At 72.2% G+C, this 23,420-nt stretch carries 23 protein-coding genes and 1 pseudogene; 13 read left to right on the forward strand and 11 right to left on the reverse strand.

All coding sequences use genetic code 11. The features are described 5' to 3' along the window. Nucleotides 1-33: 33 nt before the first annotated feature. Nucleotides 34-705, reverse strand: a pseudogene (locus tag QE401_RS23120) (malate synthase G); the annotation flags it as partial. A 101-nt stretch (nucleotides 706-806) separates the two neighbouring features. Here QE401_RS23120 and QE401_RS21620 point away from each other — a divergent pair. Beyond that, nucleotides 807-2,405 carry a gamma-glutamyltransferase gene (locus QE401_RS21620; protein ID WP_307140156.1) on the forward strand — a complete coding sequence of 533 codons (1,599 nt, stop codon included), beginning with the start codon at nucleotides 807-809 and terminating at the stop codon, nucleotides 2,403-2,405. A gap of 10 nt (nucleotides 2,406-2,415) precedes the next feature. Beyond that, on the forward strand, nucleotides 2,416-3,054 hold the full coding sequence (locus QE401_RS21625; RefSeq protein WP_307140157.1) for a GOLPH3/VPS74 family protein: 639 nt from the start codon (nucleotides 2,416-2,418) through the stop codon (nucleotides 3,052-3,054). A gap of 64 nt (nucleotides 3,055-3,118) precedes the next feature. On the opposite strand, the gene QE401_RS21630 is transcribed toward QE401_RS21625, so the two are convergent. From QE401_RS21630 to QE401_RS21655, 6 genes are all read right to left on the reverse strand, one after another. Next, nucleotides 3,119-3,823 (reverse strand): glutathione S-transferase N-terminal domain-containing protein, encoded by a 705-nt coding sequence (locus tag QE401_RS21630; protein WP_307140158.1) that lies wholly within the window; start codon nucleotides 3,821-3,823, stop codon nucleotides 3,119-3,121. A gap of 82 nt (nucleotides 3,824-3,905) precedes the next feature. Then, nucleotides 3,906-4,463, reverse strand: coding sequence for a sugar O-acetyltransferase (locus tag QE401_RS21635; RefSeq protein WP_307140159.1), 558 nt, complete (start codon nucleotides 4,461-4,463; stop codon nucleotides 3,906-3,908). A 70-nt stretch (nucleotides 4,464-4,533) separates the two neighbouring features. Continuing rightward, complete coding sequence (locus tag QE401_RS21640; protein ID WP_307140160.1) at nucleotides 4,534-5,478, reverse strand: DMT family transporter; 945 nt, start codon at nucleotides 5,476-5,478, stop codon at nucleotides 4,534-4,536. An 85-nt stretch (nucleotides 5,479-5,563) separates the two neighbouring features. Next, nucleotides 5,564-5,896 carry a DMT family transporter gene (locus QE401_RS21645; protein WP_307140161.1) on the reverse strand — a complete coding sequence of 111 codons (333 nt, stop codon included), beginning with the start codon at nucleotides 5,894-5,896 and terminating at the stop codon, nucleotides 5,564-5,566. Next, nucleotides 5,896-6,894 (reverse strand): glycosyltransferase family 2 protein, encoded by a 999-nt coding sequence (locus tag QE401_RS21650; RefSeq protein ID WP_307140162.1) that lies wholly within the window; start codon nucleotides 6,892-6,894, stop codon nucleotides 5,896-5,898. Before QE401_RS21650 ends, QE401_RS21645 begins: the two co-directional genes overlap by 1 nt. Next, nucleotides 6,891-7,661 carry a class I SAM-dependent methyltransferase gene (locus QE401_RS21655; RefSeq protein ID WP_307140163.1) on the reverse strand — a complete coding sequence of 257 codons (771 nt, stop codon included), beginning with the start codon at nucleotides 7,659-7,661 and terminating at the stop codon, nucleotides 6,891-6,893. The genes QE401_RS21650 and QE401_RS21655 overlap by 4 nt, the downstream gene beginning before the upstream one ends. Nucleotides 7,662-7,750: 89 nt before the next feature. On the opposite strand from QE401_RS21655, the gene QE401_RS21660 reads away from it, so the two are divergent. From QE401_RS21660 to QE401_RS21675, 4 genes are read left to right on the forward strand one after another with little or no spacing between them, the layout of a single operon-like run. After that, nucleotides 7,751-9,316: a hypothetical protein gene (locus QE401_RS21660; RefSeq protein WP_307140164.1), complete on the forward strand. Its 1,566-nt coding sequence runs from the start codon at nucleotides 7,751-7,753 to the stop codon at nucleotides 9,314-9,316. Beyond that, the gene (locus tag QE401_RS21665) at nucleotides 9,313-10,146 is read left to right on the forward strand and encodes an HTD2 family dehydratase (RefSeq protein ID WP_307140165.1); all 834 of its coding nucleotides are present in this window, start codon (nucleotides 9,313-9,315) and stop codon (nucleotides 10,144-10,146) included. Before QE401_RS21660 ends, QE401_RS21665 begins: the two co-directional genes overlap by 4 nt. Next, nucleotides 10,139-11,221 (forward strand): DMT family transporter, encoded by a 1,083-nt coding sequence (locus tag QE401_RS21670; protein ID WP_307140166.1) that lies wholly within the window; start codon nucleotides 10,139-10,141, stop codon nucleotides 11,219-11,221. The genes QE401_RS21665 and QE401_RS21670 overlap by 8 nt, the downstream gene beginning before the upstream one ends. Further along, nucleotides 11,218-12,120 (forward strand): DMT family transporter, encoded by a 903-nt coding sequence (locus QE401_RS21675; RefSeq protein ID WP_307140167.1) that lies wholly within the window; start codon nucleotides 11,218-11,220, stop codon nucleotides 12,118-12,120. Before QE401_RS21670 ends, QE401_RS21675 begins: the two co-directional genes overlap by 4 nt. 39 nt (nucleotides 12,121-12,159) lie before the next feature. On the opposite strand, the gene QE401_RS21680 is transcribed toward QE401_RS21675, so the two are convergent. Beyond that, nucleotides 12,160-12,813: a hydrolase gene (locus tag QE401_RS21680; RefSeq protein WP_307140168.1), complete on the reverse strand. Its 654-nt coding sequence runs from the start codon at nucleotides 12,811-12,813 to the stop codon at nucleotides 12,160-12,162. Nucleotides 12,814-12,960: 147 nt separating this feature from the next. On the opposite strand from QE401_RS21680, the gene QE401_RS21685 reads away from it, so the two are divergent. After that, a complete protein-coding gene (locus QE401_RS21685; RefSeq protein WP_307140288.1) occupies nucleotides 12,961-13,875 on the forward strand; it encodes a LysR family transcriptional regulator in 915 nt (304 codons plus the stop codon). A 140-nt stretch (nucleotides 13,876-14,015) separates the two neighbouring features. Here the strand turns inward: QE401_RS21685 and QE401_RS21690 are convergent, their stop codons facing one another. Then, nucleotides 14,016-14,414, reverse strand: coding sequence for a winged helix-turn-helix transcriptional regulator (locus tag QE401_RS21690; protein WP_307140169.1), 399 nt, complete (start codon nucleotides 14,412-14,414; stop codon nucleotides 14,016-14,018). A 93-nt stretch (nucleotides 14,415-14,507) separates the two neighbouring features. Here QE401_RS21690 and QE401_RS21695 point away from each other — a divergent pair, with 93 nt between their 5' ends. From QE401_RS21695 to QE401_RS21715, 5 genes are all read left to right on the forward strand, one after another. Then, nucleotides 14,508-15,230, forward strand: coding sequence for an SDR family NAD(P)-dependent oxidoreductase (locus tag QE401_RS21695; protein WP_307140170.1), 723 nt, complete (start codon nucleotides 14,508-14,510; stop codon nucleotides 15,228-15,230). Between the two features lie 141 nt (nucleotides 15,231-15,371). Then, nucleotides 15,372-16,631: a lipase family protein gene (locus QE401_RS21700; RefSeq protein ID WP_307140171.1), complete on the forward strand. Its 1,260-nt coding sequence runs from the start codon at nucleotides 15,372-15,374 to the stop codon at nucleotides 16,629-16,631. After that, a complete protein-coding gene (locus QE401_RS21705) occupies nucleotides 16,628-17,512 on the forward strand; it encodes an MBL fold metallo-hydrolase (protein ID WP_307140172.1) in 885 nt (294 codons plus the stop codon). Before QE401_RS21700 ends, QE401_RS21705 begins: the two co-directional genes overlap by 4 nt. Nucleotides 17,513-17,645: 133 nt before the next feature. Next, on the forward strand, nucleotides 17,646-18,386 hold the full coding sequence (locus tag QE401_RS21710) for a hypothetical protein (RefSeq protein WP_307140173.1): 741 nt from the start codon (nucleotides 17,646-17,648) through the stop codon (nucleotides 18,384-18,386). An 11-nt stretch (nucleotides 18,387-18,397) separates the two neighbouring features. Next, nucleotides 18,398-19,051, forward strand: a complete 654-nt coding sequence (locus tag QE401_RS21715; protein WP_307140174.1) for a hypothetical protein — start codon at nucleotides 18,398-18,400, stop codon at nucleotides 19,049-19,051. A 119-nt stretch (nucleotides 19,052-19,170) separates the two neighbouring features. On the opposite strand, the gene QE401_RS21720 is transcribed toward QE401_RS21715, so the two are convergent. After that, nucleotides 19,171-21,501 carry a xanthine dehydrogenase family protein molybdopterin-binding subunit gene (locus QE401_RS21720; protein WP_307140175.1) on the reverse strand — a complete coding sequence of 777 codons (2,331 nt, stop codon included), beginning with the start codon at nucleotides 21,499-21,501 and terminating at the stop codon, nucleotides 19,171-19,173. 174 nt (nucleotides 21,502-21,675) lie between these two features. Here QE401_RS21720 and QE401_RS21725 point away from each other — a divergent pair, with 174 nt between their 5' ends. Next, nucleotides 21,676-22,566 (forward strand): SMP-30/gluconolactonase/LRE family protein, encoded by an 891-nt coding sequence (locus QE401_RS21725; protein WP_307140176.1) that lies wholly within the window; start codon nucleotides 21,676-21,678, stop codon nucleotides 22,564-22,566. Between the two features lie 128 nt (nucleotides 22,567-22,694). Here QE401_RS21725 and QE401_RS21730 read toward each other — a convergent pair. Continuing rightward, nucleotides 22,695-23,420 (reverse strand): universal stress protein (locus QE401_RS21730; protein WP_307140177.1); only part of this gene is annotated, 726 nt, incomplete at its 5' end.

Below are 23,420 nucleotides of genomic sequence, written 5' to 3' on the forward strand. Positions count from 1 at the left end.
GCCGGCGAACTTGGCGGAATCCTGCAGCGTGGTGGCGCCGCCCTGCACCAGGTCGACCTTCAGCACGCCGCCGATCACGGCGAGCCCGGCCACATCCGCCCAGGAGCCGCCGGAGAGCGGCGCCGCCTGGTCGAGGAGGGCGCGGGCGCGGGCGATCACCTTCTCGCCGCGGGCGCGGTTGAAGCCGCGTCCGGCGGCCAGCTCGCCCTCCTGCGGGATGGCGTCGGTGCCGTAGAGCGCGTCATACAGGCTGCCCCAGCGCGCATTGCCGGCATTCAGCGCGTAGCGCGGGTTGTTCACCGGCACCACCAGCTGCGGCCCGGCGATGCTGGCGATCTCCGGGTCCACATTCGCCGTGGTGACGGCGACCGGGCCGGGATCGGGCAGCAGATAGCCGATCTCCTGCAGGAAGGCGCGGTAGGCGGCGGCATCCACCGGGCGGGCCGGGTGCGCGCGGTGCCAGGCATCGATCTTCGCCTGCAGCGCGTCGCGCTCGGCCAGCAGCGCGGCATTGCGCGGGGCGAGCTCGGCCAGGATGTCGGCCATGGCGCCCCAGAAGGCCTCCGGCGCCAGGCCGGTGCCGGGCAGCGCCTCGCTTTCGATGAAGTCCCGCAGCACCGGCGCCACTTCCAGCGCCCCGATCCGCACCATGCCGGCCATGAAATCTCCCTCCCGCTTGAACGCTGTCCGGCAGTTAACCTGCATTTCCGGCGCCCCGCAAACCGCCCCGCCGGAGGGGATTGCGGCGCGGGCGGAAGAGGTGGAGGCTTCGGGCCCGCATCCCGACAGACCAGGATTTCCGCGCCATGACGCTGCCCTTCCTGCCGCCCGATTTCGCCACCCAGCACTGGCAGGTGACCAAGCCGGCGGCACGCGGGCAGCGCGGCATCGTGGTCAGCCAGAGCCGCGCCGCGGCCGAGGCCGGCATCGCCGTGCTGGAGGCCGGCGGCAATGCGGCGGATGCCGCCGCCGCCACCGCCTTTGCGCTGGCCGCCATGGAGCCGTGGAATTCGGGCCTGGGCGGCATCGGCTTCGCGGTGATCCACCGCCCCGGCCAGGCCAGCGCCGAGATCCTGGATTTCGGCCCCGTGGCCCCGGCCGCCAGCGACCCGGCGGATTATCCGCTGACGGGGCGGATGAAGCTCGACCTCTTCGCCTGGCCGGAGGTGGAGGGGGACCGCAACATCCATGGGCCGCTCTCCTTCGCCATCCCCTCCTCGGTGGCGGGCTATGGCACGCTGGCGGAGCGTTTCGGGCGCGGCCTGCCGCTCTCGGCGCTGCTCGACCCGGCCATCGCGCTGGCCCGGCGCGGCCTGCCGCAGGATTGGTACACCACGCTGAAGATCGCCAACTCGGCCAAGGTGCTGCGGCTCTACCCGGAAAGCGCGCGCATCTATCTGCCGGATGGGCTGCCGCCGGTGGCCCCCTACCAGGGCAAGCCCGGCTTCTTCCCGCTGGGGCGGCTGGCCGACACGCTGGAGCGGCTGCGCGACGCGGGCTGGCGCGACTTCTATGAGGGGGAGCTGGCCGCCTCGATCGCCGGCGATGTGGCGGCGATGGGCGGGCGGCTCTCGGCGGCCGATCTGGCCGGCGTGCGGCCGGAGGTGCGGCCGGCGCTCGCCATCCCCTGGCGCGGCCGCTACACGCTGCAGGGCGCCGGCGGGCTGACCGCGGCGCCGACGCTGGCCCGGCTGGTCGAGGCAATGGCGCCGCTGGAGCCGGGCGAGGCGCCGGATGCGGTGTGGTTCGGCGCGCTGGCCCGCGCCATGCGCCAGGCCTATGCGGAGCGGCTGGAGGGCCTCGGCGCCGCTGCCGCCGAAGCCACCCCGCCCGAGCCGTCGGAGACCTGCACCACGCATCTGACCGTGGTGGATGGCGACGGCATGATGGTGGCGATGACCACGACGCTGCTTTCCTCCATGGGCAGCCGGGTGGTGCTGCCGGGCAGCGGCGTGCTGATGAACAACGGCATGATGTGGTTCGACCCGCGCCCGGGCAGCGCCAATGCCATCCGCCCCGGGGCGCGGCCGCTCTGCAACATGTGCCCCGTCACCGTCTCGGACGGGGCGGGGCCGGTGATGGCGCTGGGCGCCTCGGGCGGGCGGCGCATCCTGGCCTCGGTCTACCAGATGCTGGCCTTCGCCCTGGATTTCGGCCTGTCGCCGGAGGCGGCGGCGCATCACCCGCGCATCGACGTCTCCGGCCCCGATGGCGCCAGCGCCGACCGGCGCCTGCCGCCCGATGTGCTGGCGGCGCTGGACGCGCAGGGCGGGCTCTCCGTGGTCGAGCATTCGGTGCTGCCGGTGAATTTCGCCTGCCCCAACCTGGTGCGGCGCGAGGCGGAGGGCTTCGCCGGCATCAGCGACGTGATGAGCCCCTGGTCCGCGGCGCTCGCCGCGCATTGAGGTCCTGCCGATGCCCCTGACCATGCCGGAGGAGATCCTGCTCCTCACCCTGGACGATGCGACGGGGCGGCCGATCGGCCTGCCCGGCCCGGCGGCGGAGCTGGCGCTCGCCGGCGCCATGCTGATGGAGCTGTCGCTGGCCGGGCGCATCGACACCGATCCGGACCGGCTCTACCGCGTGGCGGCGGCGCCGCTGGGCGATGCGGTGCTGGATGCGCTGCTGGCGCGCATCGGCGCCACCACCCCCGAGCGCCCCAGCCGCTGGTGGATCGAGCAGCTGATGCGCGAGGCGCCGAAGCTGCGCCCCGCCTGGCTGGAGCGGCTGGTGCAGCGCGGCGTGCTGCGGCGGGAGAAGGGCCGGGTGCTCTGGGTGCTGCCCGACCACCGCTATCCCAAGGAGGATGGCGGCACCACCGAGGCGGTGCGCGAGCGGCTGCGCCATGTGCTGCTGCAGGATGTCATCCCCGATGCGCGGGATGCCATGCTGGTCGGGCTGTGCCGCATCGCCGGCCTGGTGCCGCTGCTGCTGTCGGAGGCGGAGGCGGCGCGCGCCGCCGGCCGCGTCGAGCAGATCGCCGCGCTGGAGGAGATGGCGCGGGCGCTGTCGGCCGCCACGCGCGATCTCTACGCCGCGCGCGGCCTGCATTGAGGGAGGGGCGCCCGGTCCGGGGCAAGGTCCGGGGCAAAGGTCCGGGGCGCCCTTCCGCTTCGCCTTACGGCCGGGCCGGGATGGTCAGGCCGCGCTGCACCGCCGGGCGGGCCAGCCCGGCCTCCAGCCAGCGCGGCACTTCCTTCAGCCTGCCGAATTCCACCAGCTCGCCGGCCTCGTAGAAGCCGTTGATGTTGCGCACCCAGCCCAGCAGCGAAATGTCGGCGATGGTGTAGTCGTCGCCCATGATCCAGTCGCGCCCCGCCAGCCGCGTCTCCAGCACGCCGAGCAGGCGCTTCGATTCGTCGACATAGCGGCGCAGAGGCCGCTTGTCCTCGATCTCGCGCCCGGCGAATTTGTGGAAATAGCCGAGCTGGCCGAACATCGGGCCGACCGCGGCCATCTGGAAGAACACCCATTGGATGGTCTCGATGCGCAGGCCCGGATCGGCCGGCAGCAGCCGGCCCGTCTTCTCCGCCAGATAGAGCAGGATGGCACCCGATTCGAACAGGCCGAGCGGCTTCCCGCCCGGCCCGTCGGGATCGATGATCGCCGGGATCTTGCCGTTCGGGTTCAGCGAGAGGAATTCCGGCGTCCAGGTCTCGTTGCGGCCGATATCGATGGTGTGGGGTTCATAGGGCAGGCCCAGCTCCTCCAGCGCGATCGACACCTTCACCCCGTTCGGGGTGGGCAGCGAATAGAGCTGGATGCGGTCCGGATGCTGCGCCGGCCAGCGCTGGGTGATCGGGAAATGCGAGAGATCGGCCATGCGGCCCTCCTTGGCCCCGGGCGGGGCGGATGTCGTCGGGGAGAGGGTGGCGCCTCCCCCGCGCGGCTTCAACCCGTGGCCGTCAGCCCGGGCGCAGCCGCGCCGGGTTGCCCAGCGCCGTGGCGCCGGCCGGCACGTCGCGGGTGACGACGCTGCCCGCCCCGATCAGCGCATCATCGCCGATGGTGACGCCGGGCAGGATGATGGCGCCGCTGCCGATCCAGACATTGGCGCCGATCGTCACGGGGCGGCCGAATTCCAGCCCCTTGGCGCGCTGCGCCGGGTCGCGCGGATGGTCGGCGGTCAGGATCTGCACCGCCGAGCCGATCTGCGTGCCGCGCCCGATGCGCACCTTCACCACGTCCAGGATGACGCAGTTGAAGTTCATGAAGGCGCCGTCGCCGATCTCGATATTGTAGCCATAGTCGCAGAAGAAGGGCGGGCGGATGTTCACGCCCTGGCCGACGCTGCCCAGCGCCTCGGCGAGCAGGGCGTGGCGCTGCTCCGGCGGCAGGGCCAGGGCGGCGTTGTAGCGGGCCATCCAGGCGGAGATGCGGCGATTGTCCTCGGCCAGCTCCTCGCCTTCGGCGATGTAGAGGTCGCCGGCGAGCATGCGCTGCTTCTGGCTGCGCGGATCCATGGGGCGTTCCTTGTGGTTCGGCGCCGATCCTAGGGCGCGGTGCCGATCCGGGAAGGCGGCCCGGCCGCAATCACCGCGGATTGAGCGCGTCCCGGCCGCCGGCCATGGCGAGCAGCAGCCCGCCGCCGATCAGCGCCAGCCCCGCCAGGTGGAAGAGCTGCAGCCGCTCGCCCAGGAACAGCACCGCCAGCACGCTGCCGAAGAGCGGCATCAGATGGATGAACTGCCCGGCCCGCGCGGCGCCGATCAGCTCCACGCCGCGGTTGAAGAACAGGTAGGAGAGCAGCGAGGGGAACAGCGCCAGATAGGCGATGGCGCCGACCCCGGCGGCACCCGGCGCCGGATGGCCGGCCGCCCAGCTCTCCACGGCATAGCCGGGCAGCAGCACCAGCAGGCTGAGGGCGATGCTGGCGGCCAGGAAGCTCAGCGGATGCAGGCGCGGCCGCAGCCGCAGGCAGGAGGAATAGACGGCGTAGGAGAGCACGGCGCCCAGCACCCAGAGATCGCCCGGATGCAGCCGCAGCTGCCGCAGATCCTCGATCGAGCCATGCCCGGCGATGGCGACGACGCCCGCCACCGAGCAGGCGATGCCGGCCAGCTGGCGCGGCCGCGTGCGCTCGCCGAACAGCAGGAAGCCGCAAAGCAGGATGGCCAGCGGGATGACCGATTGCAGCAGCAGCCCGTTGATCGCGCCGGTGCTGCGCAGCCCCTGATAGGTCAGCACGCTGAAGCTGGCGAGGCCGAGCCAGGAGAGCATCAGCAGCCGCCAGGGATGCCGGCGCAGCAGCGGCCAGTCCCGCCGCAGATGCGGCCAGGCGAAGGGCAGCAGCAGCGCCAGCGCCAGGGCCCAGCGCCAGAAGGCCAGGAAGAAGGGCGAGGCGATGGTGTTGACCGCGCGGCCGATGATGAAATTGCCCGACCAGAACAGCGCCGCCAGCACCAGCAGCAGAACCGGCGCCTGCCAGGCCCGCGCCAGCGCGCCGGCGGGGGAAACGGGCTCGGCCTGGCCGGGCATGGCGCTCTCCGCATGTTGCAACTGCGAAGAGAGCGGCCTAGCCCCGCCGCGCCGCCAGGACAAGGGCCGCGACCCGGCCCCCGGCTCAGGCGGTGGCGAGCAGCGCGACGCCGAGCGAGATCAGCCCGATCGCCGCCACCTTCTGCGGGCCCAGCGCCTCGCCGAACATGAAATGGCCGATCAGCGCGATGACGACGTAGGAGGCGGCGGTGCAGGGCAGCGCCACGCTCATCGGGATCTTCCGCAGCGCCACGATGTAGAGCATCGCCGCGCCGCCATAGCAGCCGAGGCCGATGATGGTCTGCCAGCGGAAGAGCTGGGTGAGGAAGCTTCCCTCGCCCAGCGTGCCCGCCTTCAGCAGCACCTGGCCGATCAGCGAGGTGCTGATGGCCGCCGCAAGGACCAGCCAGTGCAGCATCAGGCCGGATCCCGCGCGCGAATGACCTCGCGCACCACGCCCTGTGGCTTGCCATTGGCCGAGAGGAAGGCGCGGCCGAGATACTCGCCCATCACGCCGAGCACGAAGAACTGCGCCGCGGCGACCAGCAGCACCACCGTCATCACCGAGGCCCAGCCGGAGGGCGTGTCCTTGGTCAGCGCCTCGACGATGGTGAAGACGGCGCCGAGCATGCCGAGCACGCCCATGCCGAGGCCGACGAACATCGCCATGCGCAGCGGCAGCAGCGAGAAATTGGTGGCGAGGTTCAGCCAGAGCCGGATCAGCCGGCGCAGCGTGTAGTTGCTGCGGCCCTGGGCGCGCGCCAGATGCATCACCTCGATGCTGTCGATGCGCTGCGTGACCTGCAGGATGATGCCGTCGATATAGGGGTAGGGGCCGGAATATTTCGTCACCTCCCGCACCACCAGCGCCGACATGCAGCGGAAGGAGGAGAGGTAGAGCCCCTTCGGCTTGTCCATCAGCTGGTCCGCCACCCAGTTGGCGAAGCGCGAGCCGAGATTGCGCCAGCCCTCATGCTCCTTCTTGGCGTAGCGGGTATAGACCACGTCCCAGCTGCCGAGCCGGGCATGGTCGTAGAGCTTGATGACCTCCTCCGGCGGGTTCTGCAGGTCGTCATCCATGGTGATGACATAGTCGCCGCGCGCATGGCGCAGCCCGCTCATGACCGCGTTGTGCTCGCCGAAATTGCGCGCATGCTCGACGAAGGTCAGCGGCACGCGGGCGGTGGCGGCAAGCTGGCGGCAGACCTCGCCGGAATTGTCCGGGCTGCCGTCATTGACCAGCACGATCTCGATGCCGCCTTCGGGCCGCAGCGCCGACAGCGCCTCGACCAGCAGGCCCACCGTGTCGGCGCCGCGATAGACCGGCACGACGATGGACAGGCCGACACGGCCCGGCGGGCGCGCGGCCTCGGCGGTGGCGGCCTCCGGGGCGGGGCTGAGGGAGGCGAGGGTCATGCGGCGCGGCCTTGCAGGCGGGAGGAGGGGGTGGAAGGGCGGCGCGCCGTCAGCAGCACCGAGCCGCCGGCCGGGTAGCGCAGGCCGAGGCGGCTGAGCGCGGCCTCGGCCCCGGTCGCCGCGTAGAGCGTCGCATCCAGCCATGGCGGGAATGGGGCGACGTCGCTGGAATGATCCTCGCCGCGCGCCAGCACCTTGCGCTGCAGCACCATCAGCGGCAGCAGCAGCGCGTTCCAGTAGCGCGCCTCCACCGCCTCGAAGCCGGCCTGCCGCAGCAGGTCCGCGGCCTCGGGCGCGCTGTAGCGGCGCGCATTGTGCACCCGCCGGTCATGCGCCGAGGCCAGCCAGGAAAAGGCCGGCAGGTTCAGCACCAGCAGCCCGCCGGGGGCCAGCACGCGGCGCATCTCGGCGAGCGCCGCCGCCTGGTCCACCGCGGCGTGGCACAGCACATCCATGCTGGCGAGTGCCGCGAAGCTGGCCTCGGCGAAGGGCAGGCGGGCGGCGTCGCCGGCGGCGATGGCGGCGCCGGATTTGGCGGCGGCGCGGGCGGCGGCGGCGGGGTTGTATTCCAGCCCGGCCAGGGCCTGGCCCGGGAAGGCGGCGGCCAGGTGGCGCAGCAGCCCGCCGGTGCCGCAGCCGACATCCAGCCAGGGGCCGGGGGGCGGGGCGCCGTCGCGCAGCGCCGCCTCGGCGCGGGCGCGCAGGGCGCGGTACCACCACATCCCGTCCTCGGCCCGGTCCATGAGGTCGTATTCGATCGCGTCCACGTGATCCTTGTGGCAGCGCCCGCGTCCTGCCGCAATGGGTTGCGAGGGAAGCGCCACCGCCGCCTTTCCCGGCCAGGATACCCCGCCGCATGCCCCTGCCTTCCGACAGAGACACCCCCCGCCGCGCCGGGCCCTGGCTGCTGCGCCTGGCCGCGCTGCTGCCGGCGCTGGGCTTCCTGGCGGTGGTGCTGGCGCCGCCGCTGAACCCGGATGTCGCGGCGGTGCTGGATTTCGCCAGCCGCATGCGGGCGGGGGAGGTGCTCTATGTCGACCTGATCGACATCAACCCGCCGCTGATCTTCCTGCTGAACTGGCCGGCGGCCTGGCTGGCCTCGGTGACGCCGCTCGACCCGCCCCAGGCGCTGGTGCTGACGCTGCTGCTGCTCTGCGCGCTGTGCTGGTGGCTCTGCCACGCCCTGCGCGACCGCGAGGCCGGCCCGGCCGAGCGGGCGGTGATGGCGGCCATGCTGCCGCTGCTGCCGCTTTCCGCCGGCCAGGATTTCGGCCAGCGCGAGCAGATCATGGCGCTGCTGGCGCTGCCCTATCTGCTGCTGGCGGAGCGCCGCATCCTGGGCCGCGCCACGCCGGCCGCGCTGGTGGCGGCGGTGACCCTGCTGGCCGGCATCGGCTTCGCGCTGAAGCCGCATTTCCTGGCCATCCCGGCGCTGGTCGAGGCGGTGGTGCTGCTCGCGCGGATCCGCCGCCAGGGCTGGGCCCGGCCATTGCTCGACCCCGTGCCCTGGGGCATGGCGGCGCTCTGGCTGGCCTATCTGGCGCTGATCCACTTCGTCTTCCCGGCCTACTTCGAAAACATCGTGCCGCTGGTGCGGGACTGGTATCTCGACCTCGGCGGCGCGCCCTGGTGGGCGGTGCTGCTGACCGCGCCTACCGGCAGCGCCGCGGTGCTGGCCCTCGGCCTGGCGCCGCTGGCGGCGCGGGCGCCGACCGGCTGGCTGCCGCGCCTGGCCGCCGCCGCGGCGCTGGGGGCGCTGGCCGCCGCCCTGGTGCAGCACAAGGGCTGGAGCTACCACCTGGTGCCGGTCTGGATCTTCGGCGGGCTGGCCGGCGCGGCCATGCTGGCGCGCGGGCTGGACGGCACCCTGCCGCAGGCGACCTTGCGCCGCGCCGCGCCGCTGCTGGCCATCGGTGTCGCCTTCGGCTTCACCCTGTTCACCCTGCGCGGCGGCGAGGCGCCCTGGGTCGCGCTGCGCTACGCCACCAGCCCGGGCGGGTTGCTGGCCGACTGGCTGGAGCGCGAGGCGCCGGGCCAGCGCCTGCTGGTGCTCTCCCCCGACATCCCGACCGTCTTCCCCGCCGTCACCTATGCCGAGTCGCGCTGGATCTCGCCCTTCATGAGCACCTGGCTGCTGCAGGCCGTGTACCGGGACTGCCCGGCCGGCGGCGCACGCTATCGCGATCCGGCGCAGATGGGCGCGGCGGAGGCGCTGGTCTGGCGCAGCCTGACCGAGCGTTTCCTGCGGCTGCGGCCCTCGGCCGTGGTCGTGTCCCGCAACACCGGCATCGCCGACTGCAACGGGCAGCGTTTCGACTTCATCGAATATTTCCGCCGCAACCCGCTATTCGCGCGCGCCTGGGAGCAGTATCGGCTGAAGGGGGAGATCGCCGGCTACATGCTGTATGAGCGGGAGGAATGACCGGAATGGCGTATGAGGAGTATCTCGGGCGCAGCGAGACGCGCGAGGACCGGATGGATCCGCGCCTGGCCGAGGGCATGGCCGCGACGATCTCCCGCCCGCTCGGGGAGGGCGCGCTGCCGCCGCTCTGGCACTGGCTGCTGTTCCAGGACTGGAAGCCGGCGGATGGGCTCGGCCCCGATGGCCATCCGAAGCGCGGCGGCTTCCTGCCGCCGGTGCACCATCTGGAGCGGCGCATGTGGGCCGGCGGCCGCGTCAGTTTCCAGGGCGAGATCCGCATCGGCGACACGCTGCGCCGCAGCTCCACCATTCTGAAGATCACGGAGAAAAAGGGCGGCAGCGGCGAGCTGGTCTTTGTCACCGTAGGGCACAGCCTGGAAGGCCCGCGCGGGCCGGTGCTGGAGGAGGAGCAGGACATCGTCTATCGCGGCACCGGCGGCGCCGCGCTGCGCGACGCCCCCGCCGCCCCGCCCTGGCCGGCGGCGAGCCGCGCCGAGCTGCTGCCGGATGCGGTGATGCTGTTCCGCTACTCGGCCCTGACCGGCAATGGCCACCGCATCCATTACGACCACCCCTATGTCACCGGGGTGGAGGGCTATCCGGGCCTGGTCGTGCACGGGCCGCTGCAGGCCACCTGGTTGGCGCAGCACGCGCTCGACATCGCCGGGCCCGGCGCCCGGCTGGCGCGTTTCTCCTACCGCGGCCAGCGCGCCGCCATCGCCGGCCAGAGGCTCACCTTGCTGGGCGAGCGCGCGGGCGGCCAGGTGAAGCTCGAGACCCGCGACGCCACCGGCGCCACCTGTCAGGTCGCCGAGGCCGATCTTGTCTGAGCTGCCCGCCGCCCGGCCCCTGGCGGCGGAGCAGGAGGGCGAGGCCGAGCCCACCCGACAACAGCCCGCCGGGGCCGCTTTGCGGCCCCGGCCCGACGAGGCACTGGCCGCTTTGCGGCCCCGGCCGGACGAGGCATTGGCCGCTTTGCGGCCCCGGCCGGACGAGGCATTGGCCGCAGCGCGGCCCCGGCTGGATGATGCGGTGCGCGGCATCGGGCTGATCGCCCTGGGCTATGCGGTGATCGCCTGTGCCGATGCCGCGGTGAAATGGGCGCTGCCCGAGGTCGGCGCCGCCGCCGCCATGATCTGGCGCGGCATCTTCGGCGCGCTGGCCATCGCGCTGCTGGCGCGCGGCGCCTCGCTGCGGCCGGTGAATGGAAGGCTGATCGCCTGGCGCAGCCTGCTGCACTGCGTCGTCACCATCGCCTATTACATCGCCTGGGCGCGCGCCATGCCGCTGGCGGACAGCTATGCCGTGGCCTCCGCCGCCCCCCTGCTGATGACGCTGCTGGCCATCCCGCTGCTGGGCGAGCGCGTGGGCTGGCGGCGCTGGACCAGCACGGCGGTGGGCTTCGGCGGCGTGCTGGTGATGCTGCAGCCCGGCGGTGCGCTGTGGCGCTGGGAGGCGGGCATGATGCTGGCCGCCGTGGCACTGATGGCGCTGACCCGCATCTGGACCCGGCTGCTGTCGCGCAGCGACACGCCCGCCACCATCGCCTTCTGGCTGCTGGCCGCGCATGTGCCGGTGGGGCTGCTGCTGCTGCCGGCCTTCCCGCCGCCCGCCTGGATCCCCGGCCCCGGCACCGCCCTGGCGCTGATCGGCTTCGGCCTGGCCAATGGCGTGGCGCATTTCCTCTTTGCCCGCGCCTTCGCCCTCGCCCCCGTCTCGGTGCTGGCGCCCTTCGAATACACCACCCTGGTCTGGGGGCTGGTGCTGGGCCTGCTGATCTGGGGCGACCTGCCGGCGCTGGCGACGCTGGCCGGCGCGGCCATCGTCATCGCCGCCGGGCTCTACAACCTCTATCGCGAGCGGCTGCGGGCGCGCGCCGCGCGCTTCGGGAAGGCCGCGCCATGACGCTGCGCCACGACCTGAAGCGCGGCGCGCTGCTGATGCTGCTGGCGACGGCCCTGTTCGCGCTGATGAGCGCGCTGGTGAAGGGCCTTGGCACCCGCATCCCGTTTCCGGAGCTGATGTTCTTCCGCAACGCCTTCGCCCTGCCGGTGGTGGTGGCGATCGCGCTGCGCCGGCATGTGACGCTGGCGACCCGCCGTTTCCCCGGCCATGTGGCGCGGGCGATGACGGGGCTGGCCGCCATGAGCTGCTCCTTCTTCGCGCTCACCGTGCTGCCGCTGGCCGAGCAGACGGCGCTGACCTACTCCACCCCGCTCTTCGTCATCATCCTCTCCATCCCTTTCCTCGGCGAGCGGCCGGGGCCGCATCGCTGGGGCGCGGTGCTGGTGGGCTTCCTGGGCATCCTGGTGATCGCCATCGGGCAGGGCGCCTTCGGCGGCGGCCATCGCGGCCCGCCGGGGGTGGCGGAATGGCTGGTCTGGGCCGGCTTCGCGGCGGCGGCGGTGCATGGGCTGTTCTCCGGCATGACCACCATGCTGGTGCGCCAGCTTTCCGACACCGAGGCCAGCTCGACCATCGTGCTGTGGCAGTCGCTGCTGATGACCGGCTTCAGCCTGCTGGTGCTGCCCTTCGTCTGGGTGACGCCGACGCTGGCCGAGCTGCCGCTGCTGCTGGCGATCGGGCTGCTGGGCGGGCTGGCCCAGGTGGCGCTGACCGAGGCCTATGCCAGCGCCCAGGTTTCCTCCCTCGGGCCCTATTCCTACACCGCGCTGATCTGGGCGATCCTGATCGGCTGGATCGCCTGGGGGGAGACGCCGACACTCTCCATGCTGGCCGGGGCCGGGCTGATCGTGGCGGCGGGGCTGTATATTCTGCATCGGGAGATGCGGCGGCGGGGCTAGGGGCACGGCCGCTGCGCAGCGGCCGTGCCCCCGGGCGGCTCAGCCCGCGCTGGGCACCACCGGCGTGTTGAGCAGCTGCTGCTCCCACAGATAGGCGATGCCGCTGCCGCCGGCATGCTGCTTCATCGTCTCGATCAGGCCGGCGACATGCTCGGTCCGGGCCCAGTCGCGCTGCCATTCGGCGGCGACGGCCAGCCAGGTCATCATGTTCACCCCGGCCGCGATCATGCGCTGGATGGCAACCTGATGCGCCTCGACCGAGACGCCGCCGCAGGCGTCGGTGACCACCGTCACGTCCCAGCCCTCGCCGGCCGCCTGGATCGCCGGCATGGCGACGCAGACCTCGGTCCAGAGCCCGGCGATGATCAGCTGCTTGCGGCCGGTGGCCTTGACGGCGTCCACCGTCGGCTTGTCCTCCCAGGTGTTGATGAGGGTGCGGTCGATCACCGGCTGGCCCGGGAAGACGTCCGTGATCTGCGGGAAGATCAGGCCGCCCTGGCGGGCGAGAACGCTGGTCAGGATGGTCGGCACCGCGAAGGCCTTGGCCGCCTTGGCCAGGGCGGTGGAGTTGTTGACGACCATCTGCGGGTCGTGGCTGTTCAGGTTCGCCAGCTGGAAGGGCTGGTGGTCGATCAGGACAAGAACCGAATCCTCGGGACGAAGCAGGGAAGCGAGGCCGTTCCGGAAGGTCATGAGATCATCCTCTGCCGCTGTCGGGCTTGAAGCGTTGCAAGGCTGAGCGCCATGGCGGCGCTGCCCGCGGCCGAGAGTGAAGAGCGGTTTGGCAGCGCAATAGTCCTGCCGCCTGTTAGGCTGTGTCGCAGATCGGGGAACGCCCGCTTGGATATCCAGGATCTCAGAACCTTTGTTGAGGTGGCCGATGCCGGAGGCGTGTCGACCGCCGCGCGCCGGCTCGGCGTGTCGAAATCGATCGTCAGCCGCAGCCTCGGGCGGCTCGAGGCGGAGCTTGGCGTGCAGCTGCTCGTCCGCACCACCCGCGGCGCCGCCCTGACGGAGGCCGGAAGCACCTTTCGCGACCATGCGGCCAAGGCCTGTGCCGAGATCGACCTGGCGCGGGAGACGATCCTGCCCGCCGGGCAGCTCTGCGGCCGGCTGAGGATCGCCGTCCCGCTGACCTTCGGGCCGACGCATCTCGCCCCCGTGTTGGCCGACATGGCGCGGCGGCATCCGCAGCTTCACATCCACGCCGTCTACACCGACCGCTTCGTCGACCTGATTGCCGAAGGCTTCGATTGCGCGATCCGGATCGGCTATCTCCCCGACTCCAATCTGGTGGCGCGGCATGTCGGGCCGATCATCGGCCGGCTCGTCGCCAGCCCCGACTACATCCGGGCGCATGGCGCCCCGGAGAAGCCGGAGGACCTCACCGCGCATCAGGCGCTGCTGCAGGGCACCGAAGCCTGGCGCTTCATGGATGGCGAGACGGTCATCACCATCCGCCCGCAGGGGCGCTTCAAGGCGGACAATGGCACTGCCCTGGCCGCCGCTGCCCTGGCGGGTCTCGGCATCGCCCTGATCCCCGAGGGCATTGTCGGCGAGCATCTGGCGTCCGGTGCGCTGGTCGAGGTGATGACGCGGTATCTGCCGCCACCCGCCGGGGTCTATGTCATCCGCCCGCCCGGCCGCCCCTCCCGCAAGATACGCGTCCTGACCGATCTGCTGCTGAAGTGCTTCGGCGAGGCTGCCAATCCCGGCGAGGCGGAGGCCGGGCGGGCGAAGACCGGCGCGGCCTGACGCCTGCCCCGCCGGTGGGGCGGGGCCAGGGGAGGCCTGCGCCCGGCATGCGCGCCGCGGCCGCTCATCCCCGGCGGCCGAGGCGCGCCGGGCCTGCATGGGGAAGGCAGAACGCAACCCCTCCCGGCAGTCGTATCCCGTCAGGCCTGCTCGACCTCCCTGGCGCGGTCATAGGCCGTGCTGGCGCTGTGGATCGCCTCGCCATGCGCCAGCGCCCAGCCGCACAGCGCCTCGAAGGGTTGGCGCAGCGAATGCCCCAGCGGCGTGATGGCGTATTCCACCCCGATCGGCACCGTCGGCAGCACGGTGCGTGTCACCAGCCCGTTCCGCTCCAGGCGCTTCAGCGCATCCGCCAGGGCCTTGTGGGTGATGCCATCCAGGCGCCGCTTGATCTCGTTGAAGCGCGCGGGCTTCGGGCAGATCACCGTCAGGATCAGGATGGTCCATTTGTCCGCGATCTTGTCGAGCACCGGGCGCACCCGCGCCATGTTGGCCAGCGCGCAGGCGGAGAGGGCTTCAAGGTCGGTATCGTCGGCCATATCTAGGCTATCCAAGGTGCGTTCTTGCTACCAGATACACCGCGTATATCTAGACCGCCATCCTTGCAGAACAGGAGATCGAGGATGGCGCGGATGTCGGACAGGATTGCCCTGGTGGTGGGCGGCGCGAGCGGCATTGGCCTGGCCACCGCCGAGCGGCTGGCGGCCGAAGGTGCGACGGTCTTTCTCACCGGCCGGCGTGCCGAAGCGGTGGAGAAGGCCGCCGCCGCCATCGGCCGCGGCGCCCGCGGCCTGGTCGCGGATGCCAGCCTGCCGCAGGATGTGGCGGCGGCCGTCGCCACGGTGCGCGATCGGCATGGCCGCATCGACGCGCTGGTGCTCAATGCCGGCATCTCCGAGCCGGCGCTGCTGGCCGAGGAGACGCCGGAGCATGTCGACTGGCATTTCCTGGTCAATGTGCGCGGCCCGGTTCTCGCCTTCCAGGCGGCGCTCGGCGCCATGGAGAAGGGTGGCTCGGTCGTGCTGATCGGCTCGATCGCCGACATGGCGGGCATTGCCCATTACGGCACCTATGCCGCCACCAAGGCGGCGCTGCGCTCCTATGCGCGCAGCTGGACCGCGGAGCTGGCGCCGCGCGGCATCCGCGTGAATGTCGTCAGCCCCGGCCCCACGGACACGGCGATGATGGCGGCCACCACGGAGGCGGTGCGCGCGGCGCTGGTCGGGCAGATCCCGCTCGGCCGCATGGCGCGGCCGGAGGAAGTCGCGTCCGCCGCGCTGTTCCTCCTCAGCAACGAGGCGAGCTACATCGCGGGCGCCGAGCTCTGCGTCGATGGCGGGATGCGGCAGGTCTGACCCGCTGCGAGGCTGCGGGGGAGGACCCTCCCGCAGCCGCCCGGGCGCGGGGCCGCCGGATGCCGCCCATCCGCGCCCCCGATAGACAAGCCCTGCCATCCTCCCCACTCTGTCCGGCCTGAAAAGATGGGACGGACCGCCATGCCCCAGCGCCCGCCGCGACGCCGCCCTGCCGGGGCGCTGCTCCTGGCCGCCCTGCTCGCCGCCTGCGCCACCGGCCCCGGGCTGAGCCAGGCGGAGGCTCCCGCTGGCCCCGGCGATGGCGGCACCGCCGAATTCTACCGCTACACCGACACCCTGCCCGAACCGGGAAAGATGCTCCGCCAGGAGGCGCTGCCGCCCGAGAAGGGCATCGCCGAGGCCGGGCTGCAGCAGCGCATCCTCTACAGTTCGCGCAGCGGCGTGGATGGGCGGCCCATCGCCATCTCCGGGCAGCTTTTTCTTCCGGCCGGCGATCCGCCGCGCGGCGGCTGGCCGCTGCTGGCCTGGGCGCATGGCACGGTGGGGGTGGCGGATGTCTGCGCCCCCTCCTGGACCGGCGCCAATCCGCGCTATGAGCGCTATCTCGGCGCCTGGCTGGCCGCCGGCTATGCCGTGGTGGCCAGCGATTATGAGGGCCTCGGCACGCCGGGGCCCCACCCCTATCTGGACAAGCGGGCTGAGGCCCAGGGCGTGCTGGATGGCGCCCGCGCCGCGCTGGCGGCCGGCCTGCCGCTGAATGGCCGCGTGGTGATCGCCGGCCAGTCGCAGGGCGGCGGCGCGGCGCTGGCGGCTGGCGGCCTGGCGCCGAGCTACGCGCCCGATCTCCAGGTGGCGGCGGTCATCGCCACCGGCGCGCCCTATCTGCGCCCGGGCGCGCTGCAGGCCACCGGCGTGCCGGCCGACCGGCCCGATCCCGGCCTGGCCTATGCCTTCTACCTGGCCCTGACGGCGCGGCTGCACGACCCGTCGCTGACGCCGGATCGCTTCTTCACCCCGGCTGCCCTGCCGCTCGCCGAGGCCGCGGCCGAGCTCTGTGTCGGCCCGCTCGCCGGGCGTGTGGTCGCTGCGGGGCTGACGCGCCAGGCCGCGCTGCGCCCGGGGGCGGAGGCGCTGGTGGAGCGCGCCGTGCTGCCCCGCCTGGCCTATCCGTCGCGGCAGCTGCGCATGCCGGTCTTCCTCGGCATCGGCGCGGCCGATCGCGACGTCGCCGCCAGCGGCCAGCTGGCCCTGCTGCGCGATCTCTGCGCGGCGGGCACGCTGGCCGAGGGGCGGCTCTATGCCGGGCTCGACCATGGCAGCGCCTGGCTCGCCTCGCAGCGCGACGCGCTGGACTTCGCCGCGCGCGCCCTGCGCGGCGCGCCGCTGGCGCCGGATTGCGACCCGCCGCCGCGCCCCGCCGCGCGCGGAGGCGCGCTGTGAGCGGCCCCGCCTTCCTGCGCGAGGATCCCTGGCCGAGCGGCGTGGTGCAGGAGCTGGGGCGTTTCGGCGGCGTGCGGCTGCGCCGGCTGCGCTGCGCCAATCCGGGGCCGTTCACCTTCCTCGGCACCAACAGCTACATCATCGGCGAGGGCGAGGTCGCGCTGCTCGACCCTGGGCCCGAGGATGCAGCGCACCACGCCGCGCTGCTCGCCGCCATCGGCGGAGAGCAATTGACAAAGATCCTTGTCAGCCACACGCATCGCGACCATTCGCCGGGGGCGGCTGCGCTCGCCGCGGCGACCGGCGCGCGCAGCTACGGCTTCGGCCCGCACCAGACCCCGCCCGAGGCCGGCGGGGAGGGGGGCGACCATGAATTCCGCCCCGATGTCACGCTGGCCGATGGCGCGGTGGTGGACGGCGCGGGCTGGCGCCTCATGGCGCTGCACACGCCCGGCCATTGCGCCAATCATCTCTGCTTCGCGTTGCGCGACAGCGGCGTGCTGTTCTCCGCCGATCATGTGATGAGCTGGTCGACCAGCGTGGTCAGCCCGCCGGATGGCGACATGGCCGCCTATATGGCGGGGCTGGAACGGCTGGCGGCGCGCGACGAGGCGCTGTTCCTGCCCGGCCATGGCGCCCCGCTCGAACAGCCGCAGGATTTCACCCGCGCCCTGCTGGCGCATCGGCTGGAGCGCGAGGCGAAGGTGCTGGCCGCCTTGCGCGCCGCCGGACCGGCGAGCGCCGAGGCGCTGGTGCCCGCGGTCTATGGCGCGCTGGATGCGCGGCTGGTGCCGGCGGCGGGGCGCAGCCTGCTGGCGCATCTGCTGAAGCTGGAAGACGAAGGCCAGGTGACGCGCGAGGGCGGGCGCTGGATCGGCTGAGCATCGCTTGACGGGACCCCGCGCCGGATCGTGAGCACCGCTATCACCTCCGTGATCGGGGTGCGTGTGGACATCAAGCGGCAACCTCGCCATCCCTCTGCCGTTCAGCCAGCGGTCAAAGGGAGCGCGACAGATGATCCGGCATTCCGCCTTTGCGGCCGTCCTGGCGCTGGCCGGCTTTGGTGCGTCGCAACAGGCCGCGGCGCAGCGCCTGCCCGACCCGTCCTTCGACCTGGTCAACAACACGCCGCGCATCGTCGAGCAGCTCTACGCCAACCCGGTCGAGATCCGCGACTGGGGGCATGACCGGCTGGGCACCATCGCCATTCCGCCCGGCGTCGTGCATCGCGTGCGGCTGGATCCGCGCGGCGGCTGCCTGCAGGATGTGCGCGTGGTGTTCCGCGATGGCGGCGTGCAGGATTATCGCGGCTTCGATGGCTGCGCCGAGCGCCGCCTGGTGCTCGACCCCGCCGGGCCGCCGCCCGGTGTCACCCCGCCCGGCTACGCGGCCCCCGGCTATGGGGCGCCCGGCTATGGCGGGCCTGGCTATGGCGCGCCGCCGCAGGGCTATGCGGGCGGCCCGGCCTATGGCGCCGCGCCCGGCTACGCGCCGCAGCAGCGCCGCCCGGCCACGCTGCGCATCGACAATCGCGGCCGTCGCCCGATCGAATTCGTCTTTGTCTCGCCCTCGGGGCGCCCCGATTGGGGCGAGGACCGGCTGCTCGGCCGGACCCTGCGGGCGGGCGGCAGTGTCGCCCTGCCGTTGCCCCCTGGCGACTGCATCTATGACGTGAAGATCGTCTATGCCGATGGCGCCCCGCAGGAGCAGCGTGGCGTCGATCTCTGCGCACGCCCGGCGCTGCGCTTCCCCTGAGGAAACCCCCGATGCGGATGACCACCAAACTCGCCCTGCCCACCCTGGCCGCGCTGCTGCTGGCGCTGCCGGCGATGGCGCAGGGCAACGCCCCCGCGGCCGACCAGGATGGCTCCTTCAACCTGACCAACCGCAGCGGCCGCGCCATCGAGCGCTTCTACGCCTCGCCGGTGCAGTCGCGCGCCTGGGGCGAGAACCGGCTGGCCAGCCCGCTGGAGCAGGGCGCCGAGCGCGCCGTGCGCATGCCGGCGCGCGGCGGCTGCCGCACCGATATGCGCATCGTCTTCGCCGACGGCCTCACCGAGGAGAAGCGCGACGTCAACACCTGCATCGACCGTGACGTGGTGATCGGCACGCCGGCGCGCACCGGCTCGCTGCAGCGCGACGCCAGCGGCCGGGTGACGACGCCGCAGGGCGATCCGAGCTTCGAGCTGGTCAACCAGGGCAATGCCGCGATCCGCGAGCTCTACGCCTCGCCCGCCACCGACGACAATTGGGGCGAGGACCGTCTGGGCCAGGATGTGGTCGAGGCCGGGCAGCGCATGTTCATCCGCCTGCCGGAGGGGCCCTGCTCCTACGACATCCGCGTCGTCTGGGCGAATGGCCGGGCCGAGGAGCGGCGCGAGATCAATCTCTGCACCACCAGCGAGCTGAGCTTCCGCTGAGCCTGGCCGGCTGAGCCTCATGGGGAGGGGCGGCAACGCCCCGCCCGCCGCGGCGGGCCGGATGTGAAAAAGGCCAGGGCGATCGCCCTGGCCTTTCCTCGTTCCGGGCGGCGCCCGCCTCAGGCGGCGCGCTTCGCCTCCTGCAGCGCGCGCCACACCACCTCCGGCGTCGCCGGCATGTCGAGATGGTGGATGCCGCTGCCGCGCAGCGCATCGACCAGCGCGTTCATCACCGCCGGCGGCGAGCCCACCGCGCCGGCCTCGCCCGCGCCCTTGACGCCGAGCGGGTTGGTCTCGCAGGGGATCTCCATCAGCTCGACCTCGATATCCGGCAGGTCGGAGGCGCGCGGCAGCGCGTAGTCGTTCAGGCTGGCCGAGATCAGCTGGCCGGTCTCGGGGTCATAGGCGGTGCGCTCCATCACCGCCTGGCCATAGCCCTGCGCCACGCCGCCATGCACCTGGCCACGCACGATCAGCGGGTTCAGCGCGTGGCCCACATCATCGACCACGATGTAGCGGCTGGCGGTGATGTGGCCGGTGTCGGTGTCCACCTCCAGCTCGGCGATGTGGCAGCCATTGGGGAAGGTGTGCGCCGGGATGGCGGCGATCTCCGCCGCGTCCAGCAGGGTCGCCGGCTCGCCGCGCGCGGCGCGCTCGCGCTGCGCCATGGCCAGCTCCAGGATGCCGATGCCGCGATCGGTGCCGGCGATGGCGAAGCGCCCGCCGGTGAACTCGATATCGGCCGGCGCCGCCTCCAGCGCCTCGCCGGCGGCCTGCTTGCCCTTCTCGATCACGGTCGCGGCGGTGGCCAGCAGCGCGGTGCCCTCGGAATACAGGCTGCGCGCGCCACCCGTCCCGCCGCCGGTCGGGATCTCGTCGGAATCGCCCTGCACCACACGGATCTTCTCGAGCGGAATGCCGAGCTGGTGGCTGGTGATCATGGCATAGGCGGTCTCATGCCCCTGGCCGGTGGACTGGGTGCCGACCAGCACCTCCACCATGCCATCCTGGGCGAAGCGCATCTCGGCGCGCTCCGACGCGTCGCCGCCGGTGGCCTCCAGGTAGTAGGCCATGCCGATGCCGCGCTTGCGGCCGCGCGCCTCGGATTCCGCGCGCCGCGCCTCGAAGCCGGCCCAGTCGGCCTTGGCCAGCGCCGCGTCCAGCACGGTGGCGAAATCGCCGGAATCGTAATTCTGGCCGACCGGCGTGCGGTGCGGCATGGCCGAGGGCGGCACCATGTTGCGCCGGCGCAGCTCGATGCGGTCGATGCCGAGCTCATGCGCCGCGGCATTGATCAGCCGCTCGACCAGGTAGTTGCTCTCCGGTCGCCCGGCGCCGCGATAGGCGTCCACCGGCACGGTGTTGGTCAGCACGCCCAGCACATTCGCGTAGATCGCCTGGAAGCCATAGACGCTGGCCAGCACCTTGGTGCCGGCGCCGGTCGGGATATAGGGCGCGAAGGTGGAGAGATAGCCGCCCATATCGGCGATGTTGCGGGTGCGCAGCGCCAGGAATTTTCCGTCAGCGTCCAGCGCGATCTCGCCCAGCGTCAGGTTGGCGCGCCCCTGCGTGTCGGACTGGAAGGCCTCCATGCGCTCGGCGGCCCATTTCACCGGCCGGCCCAGCTTGCGCGCCGCCCAGCAGCACAGCGCGTATTCGGCATAGAGATACAGCTTCATGCCGAAGCCGCCGCCGACATCGGGCGTCACCACGCGGAACTTCTCCGGCGGCAGGTTGAACACCACCTTGGCCAGCAGGTCCTTCACCAGCCAGGAGCCCTGCGTGCCGGCATGCAGGGTGAATTTCTCCGACGCCGTGTCGTATTCGGCGAGCGCCGCGCGGCCTTCCATGCTGGCGACCACGATGCGGTTGTTCACCACCTCGAGCTTCGTCACATGCGCGGCCTTGGCGAACAGCGCCTCGGTCGCCGCCTTGTCGCCCGTCTCCCAGTCGAAGCACAGATTGTTCGGCGCGCTGTCCCACAACTGCGGCTGGCCGGGCTCGGTCGCGGTGGCCAGGTCGGTGCAGGCGGGCAGGATGTCGTAATCGACGAACACCGCCTCCGCCGCGTCGCGCGCGATGGCCAGGCTGTCGGCGACGATGAAGGCCACCGGGTCGCCCACATGGCGCACCTTCTCCACCGCCAGGCCGTAGCGCGGCGTCTCGGCGCGCGGGCTGCCATCGCGGTTCTTCAGCGGGATGGCGCAGGGGATCTGGCCCAGCCCCTCGGCCAGCCAGTCCTGGCCGGTCAGGATGGCGTGCACGCCGGGGATCGCCTTCGCCTCCGCCGTGTCGATCGACAGGATGCGGGCATGGGCGTGCGGGCTGCGCAGCACATAGCCATGCAGCTGGCCGGCGGCCGAGATGTCGTCCGTGTAGCGGCCATGCCCTTTCAGCAGGCGAGGATCCTCGATGCGCCGCACCGCCTGGCTGAGGCCGAATTTCGCCATTGGAGTCCGCTCCCCATTATGTCCCGGGCGTATCATTGGGCATGATCCGGGGCAGGGGAAGGGGGCTCGCCCGGGATGCCCGCTCCTCCCGAAACCGTCATGCGGGCGGCGCGGCGGTGACCCGGCCCCGGTGCCGCTTGCCGGCGCGGCGCGGCTTGGGCAGCTTGCGCGCCCATGTGGTTCCCTGCACCCCGCCCGCTCACCCCAAAGCTGCTCAGCCGGCTGCCCGACACCCACCGCCAGCCGCGCCGCTCCGCCTGGGCCGATGCGCATCGCGGCGGCGCGCTGCTGCACTCCTTCCTCGAAGGCCCGTGCTTCGACGATGCCGGCAACCTGATGGTGGTCGACATCCCCTTCGGCCGCATCTTCCGCGTCGGCCAGCGGGTGTGGGAGGCCGTCGCCGAATATGATGGCTGGCCGAACGGCCTGGCGCTCGGCACCGCCGGCAGCCTGCTGCTGGCCGACCACCGTCACGGTCTGCTCAGCCTGGACCCGGCCAGCGGCAGCCTGGCGCCGCTGCTGGAGAGCCTCCACACCGAGGGCTTCAAGGGGCTGAACGACGTCACCACCGGCCCGGGCGGCCAGGTGCTGTTCACCGACCAGGGCCAGACCGGCCTGCAGGACCCCACGGGCCGCCTCCACCGCCTCTGGCCCGACGGACGGGTGGAGACGCTGCTGCGCAATGGCCCCAGCCCGAATGGCGTGGCGCTGAACCGCGCCGGCACCCATGCCTATGTGGCGATGACCCGCTCCTGCGATGTCTGGCGCTTCGCGCTGCGCGATGATGGCTTCGTCGGCAAGGCGCAATGCTTCCTGCGGCTGCCCGGCGGCACGATGGGTCCGGACGGGATGGCGGTGGATGTGCGGGACCGGCTCTTCGTCGCCAATCCGGGCCACGGCATGGTCTGGGGCGCGGATGCGCATGGCCAGCCGCTCTTCGCCATCGATTGCCGCGAGTTCGGCCGGCTGCCGACCAATTGCTGCTTCGCCCCCGATGGCAGCACGCTGCTGATCACGGAAAGCGAAAGTGGCAGCGTGCTGGCGGTGGAAATTCCGCAAAGCTGAGAATCTTCTTTTTCTGAAGAAAAAGAAGCAAAAGACTTCTTTCAGTTTGGCGTCCCGCCTCGGGCCATAGGCGGGACGCCAACTGACAAAAGTTTTTTGGTTCTTTTTTTCAAAAAAGAACCCTTCGCTTATCTATGCACAAAGATCGGACAGTTCAGCTCCCGCAGCAGCTTCCGCGTCGCCGAGCCCAGCAGGAAGCTGCGCAGCCCCGAGGTCTCATAGGCCCCCATCACCACCAGCCGCGGCCGGCTGTCCGCCGCCTCGGCCAGCAGCAGGTCAGCCGGGTGCTGGCCGGTGACGCCCAGCGCCCGCGCTTCCACCCCGTGCCGGCGCAGATAGGTGGCGCCCTCCTCGGCCATGGCCTGGGCGGTGGCGCGGTCCTCGTCGCAGGTGAAGATCTTGGCCGTCACCTCGCCCTCGGGCTTCAGCAGCGCGTAGAGCTGCAGCGCGCGCATCGCCGGCAGGGAGGCGTCATAGCCCACCAGCACCGCGCCATCCGGGTCGTGGTCGCGCATTTCGGCCCGTGGCGGCACCACCAGCAGGGGCCGGGCGCCGCGATGCAGCAGATGCTCGATCACCGGCGCGAGGCCCTCCTCATTCGCCTCCTGGCCGATGGTGCTGTCGCGGCCGATGATGACGAGGTCGTGCAGCGCGCTGGCCTGCAGGAGGGCGGGCTCGGGCGCCTCCTCCAGCCGCAGCGTATCATGGGGCAGGTCGCCGGCGGCGGCGGCAAAGGCGGCCAGCGCGGCGCTCGCCTCCTGCTCCGCCCGGCGGGCCAGGGTGGCGTTGCGCCGTTCCAGGAAGGCGCTGCCGCCGGGCGGCACCGCGCCCACGGCGTCGCGCGTGTGCGGCAG

Source organism: Pseudoroseomonas cervicalis, assembly GCF_030818485.1.
Classification (GTDB): domain Bacteria; phylum Pseudomonadota; class Alphaproteobacteria; order Acetobacterales; family Acetobacteraceae; genus Pseudoroseomonas; species Pseudoroseomonas cervicalis_A.

Bases quoted from the DNA above. Each gene is read 5' to 3' on its own strand.
- QE401_RS21620 (WP_307140156.1), top strand. From the start codon at position 807: ATGACGCTGCCCTTCCTGCCGCCCGATTTCGCCACCCAGCACTGGCAG.
- QE401_RS21625 (WP_307140157.1), top strand. From the start codon at position 2,416: ATGCCCCTGACCATGCCGGAGGAGATCCTGCTCCTCACCCTGGACGAT.
- QE401_RS21630 (WP_307140158.1), bottom strand. From the start codon at position 3,823: ATGGCCGATCTCTCGCATTTCCCGATCACCCAGCGCTGGCCGGCGCAG.
- QE401_RS21635 (WP_307140159.1), bottom strand. From the start codon at position 4,463: ATGGATCCGCGCAGCCAGAAGCAGCGCATGCTCGCCGGCGACCTCTAC.
- QE401_RS21640 (WP_307140160.1), bottom strand. From the start codon at position 5,478: ATGCCCGGCCAGGCCGAGCCCGTTTCCCCCGCCGGCGCGCTGGCGCGG.
- QE401_RS21645 (WP_307140161.1), bottom strand. From the start codon at position 5,896: ATGCTGCACTGGCTGGTCCTTGCGGCGGCCATCAGCACCTCGCTGATC.
- QE401_RS21650 (WP_307140162.1), bottom strand. From the start codon at position 6,894: ATGACCCTCGCCTCCCTCAGCCCCGCCCCGGAGGCCGCCACCGCCGAG.
- QE401_RS21660 (WP_307140164.1), top strand. From the start codon at position 7,751: ATGCCCCTGCCTTCCGACAGAGACACCCCCCGCCGCGCCGGGCCCTGG.
- QE401_RS21665 (WP_307140165.1), top strand. From the start codon at position 9,313: ATGACCGGAATGGCGTATGAGGAGTATCTCGGGCGCAGCGAGACGCGC.
- QE401_RS21675 (WP_307140167.1), top strand. From the start codon at position 11,218: ATGACGCTGCGCCACGACCTGAAGCGCGGCGCGCTGCTGATGCTGCTG.
- QE401_RS21680 (WP_307140168.1), bottom strand. From the start codon at position 12,813: ATGACCTTCCGGAACGGCCTCGCTTCCCTGCTTCGTCCCGAGGATTCG.
- QE401_RS21690 (WP_307140169.1), bottom strand. From the start codon at position 14,414: ATGGCCGACGATACCGACCTTGAAGCCCTCTCCGCCTGCGCGCTGGCC.
- QE401_RS21695 (WP_307140170.1), top strand. From the start codon at position 14,508: ATGTCGGACAGGATTGCCCTGGTGGTGGGCGGCGCGAGCGGCATTGGC.
- QE401_RS21700 (WP_307140171.1), top strand. From the start codon at position 15,372: ATGCCCCAGCGCCCGCCGCGACGCCGCCCTGCCGGGGCGCTGCTCCTG.
- QE401_RS21710 (WP_307140173.1), top strand. From the start codon at position 17,646: ATGATCCGGCATTCCGCCTTTGCGGCCGTCCTGGCGCTGGCCGGCTTT.
- QE401_RS21715 (WP_307140174.1), top strand. From the start codon at position 18,398: ATGCGGATGACCACCAAACTCGCCCTGCCCACCCTGGCCGCGCTGCTG.
- QE401_RS21720 (WP_307140175.1), bottom strand. From the start codon at position 21,501: ATGGCGAAATTCGGCCTCAGCCAGGCGGTGCGGCGCATCGAGGATCCT.
- QE401_RS21725 (WP_307140176.1), top strand. From the start codon at position 21,676: ATGTGGTTCCCTGCACCCCGCCCGCTCACCCCAAAGCTGCTCAGCCGG.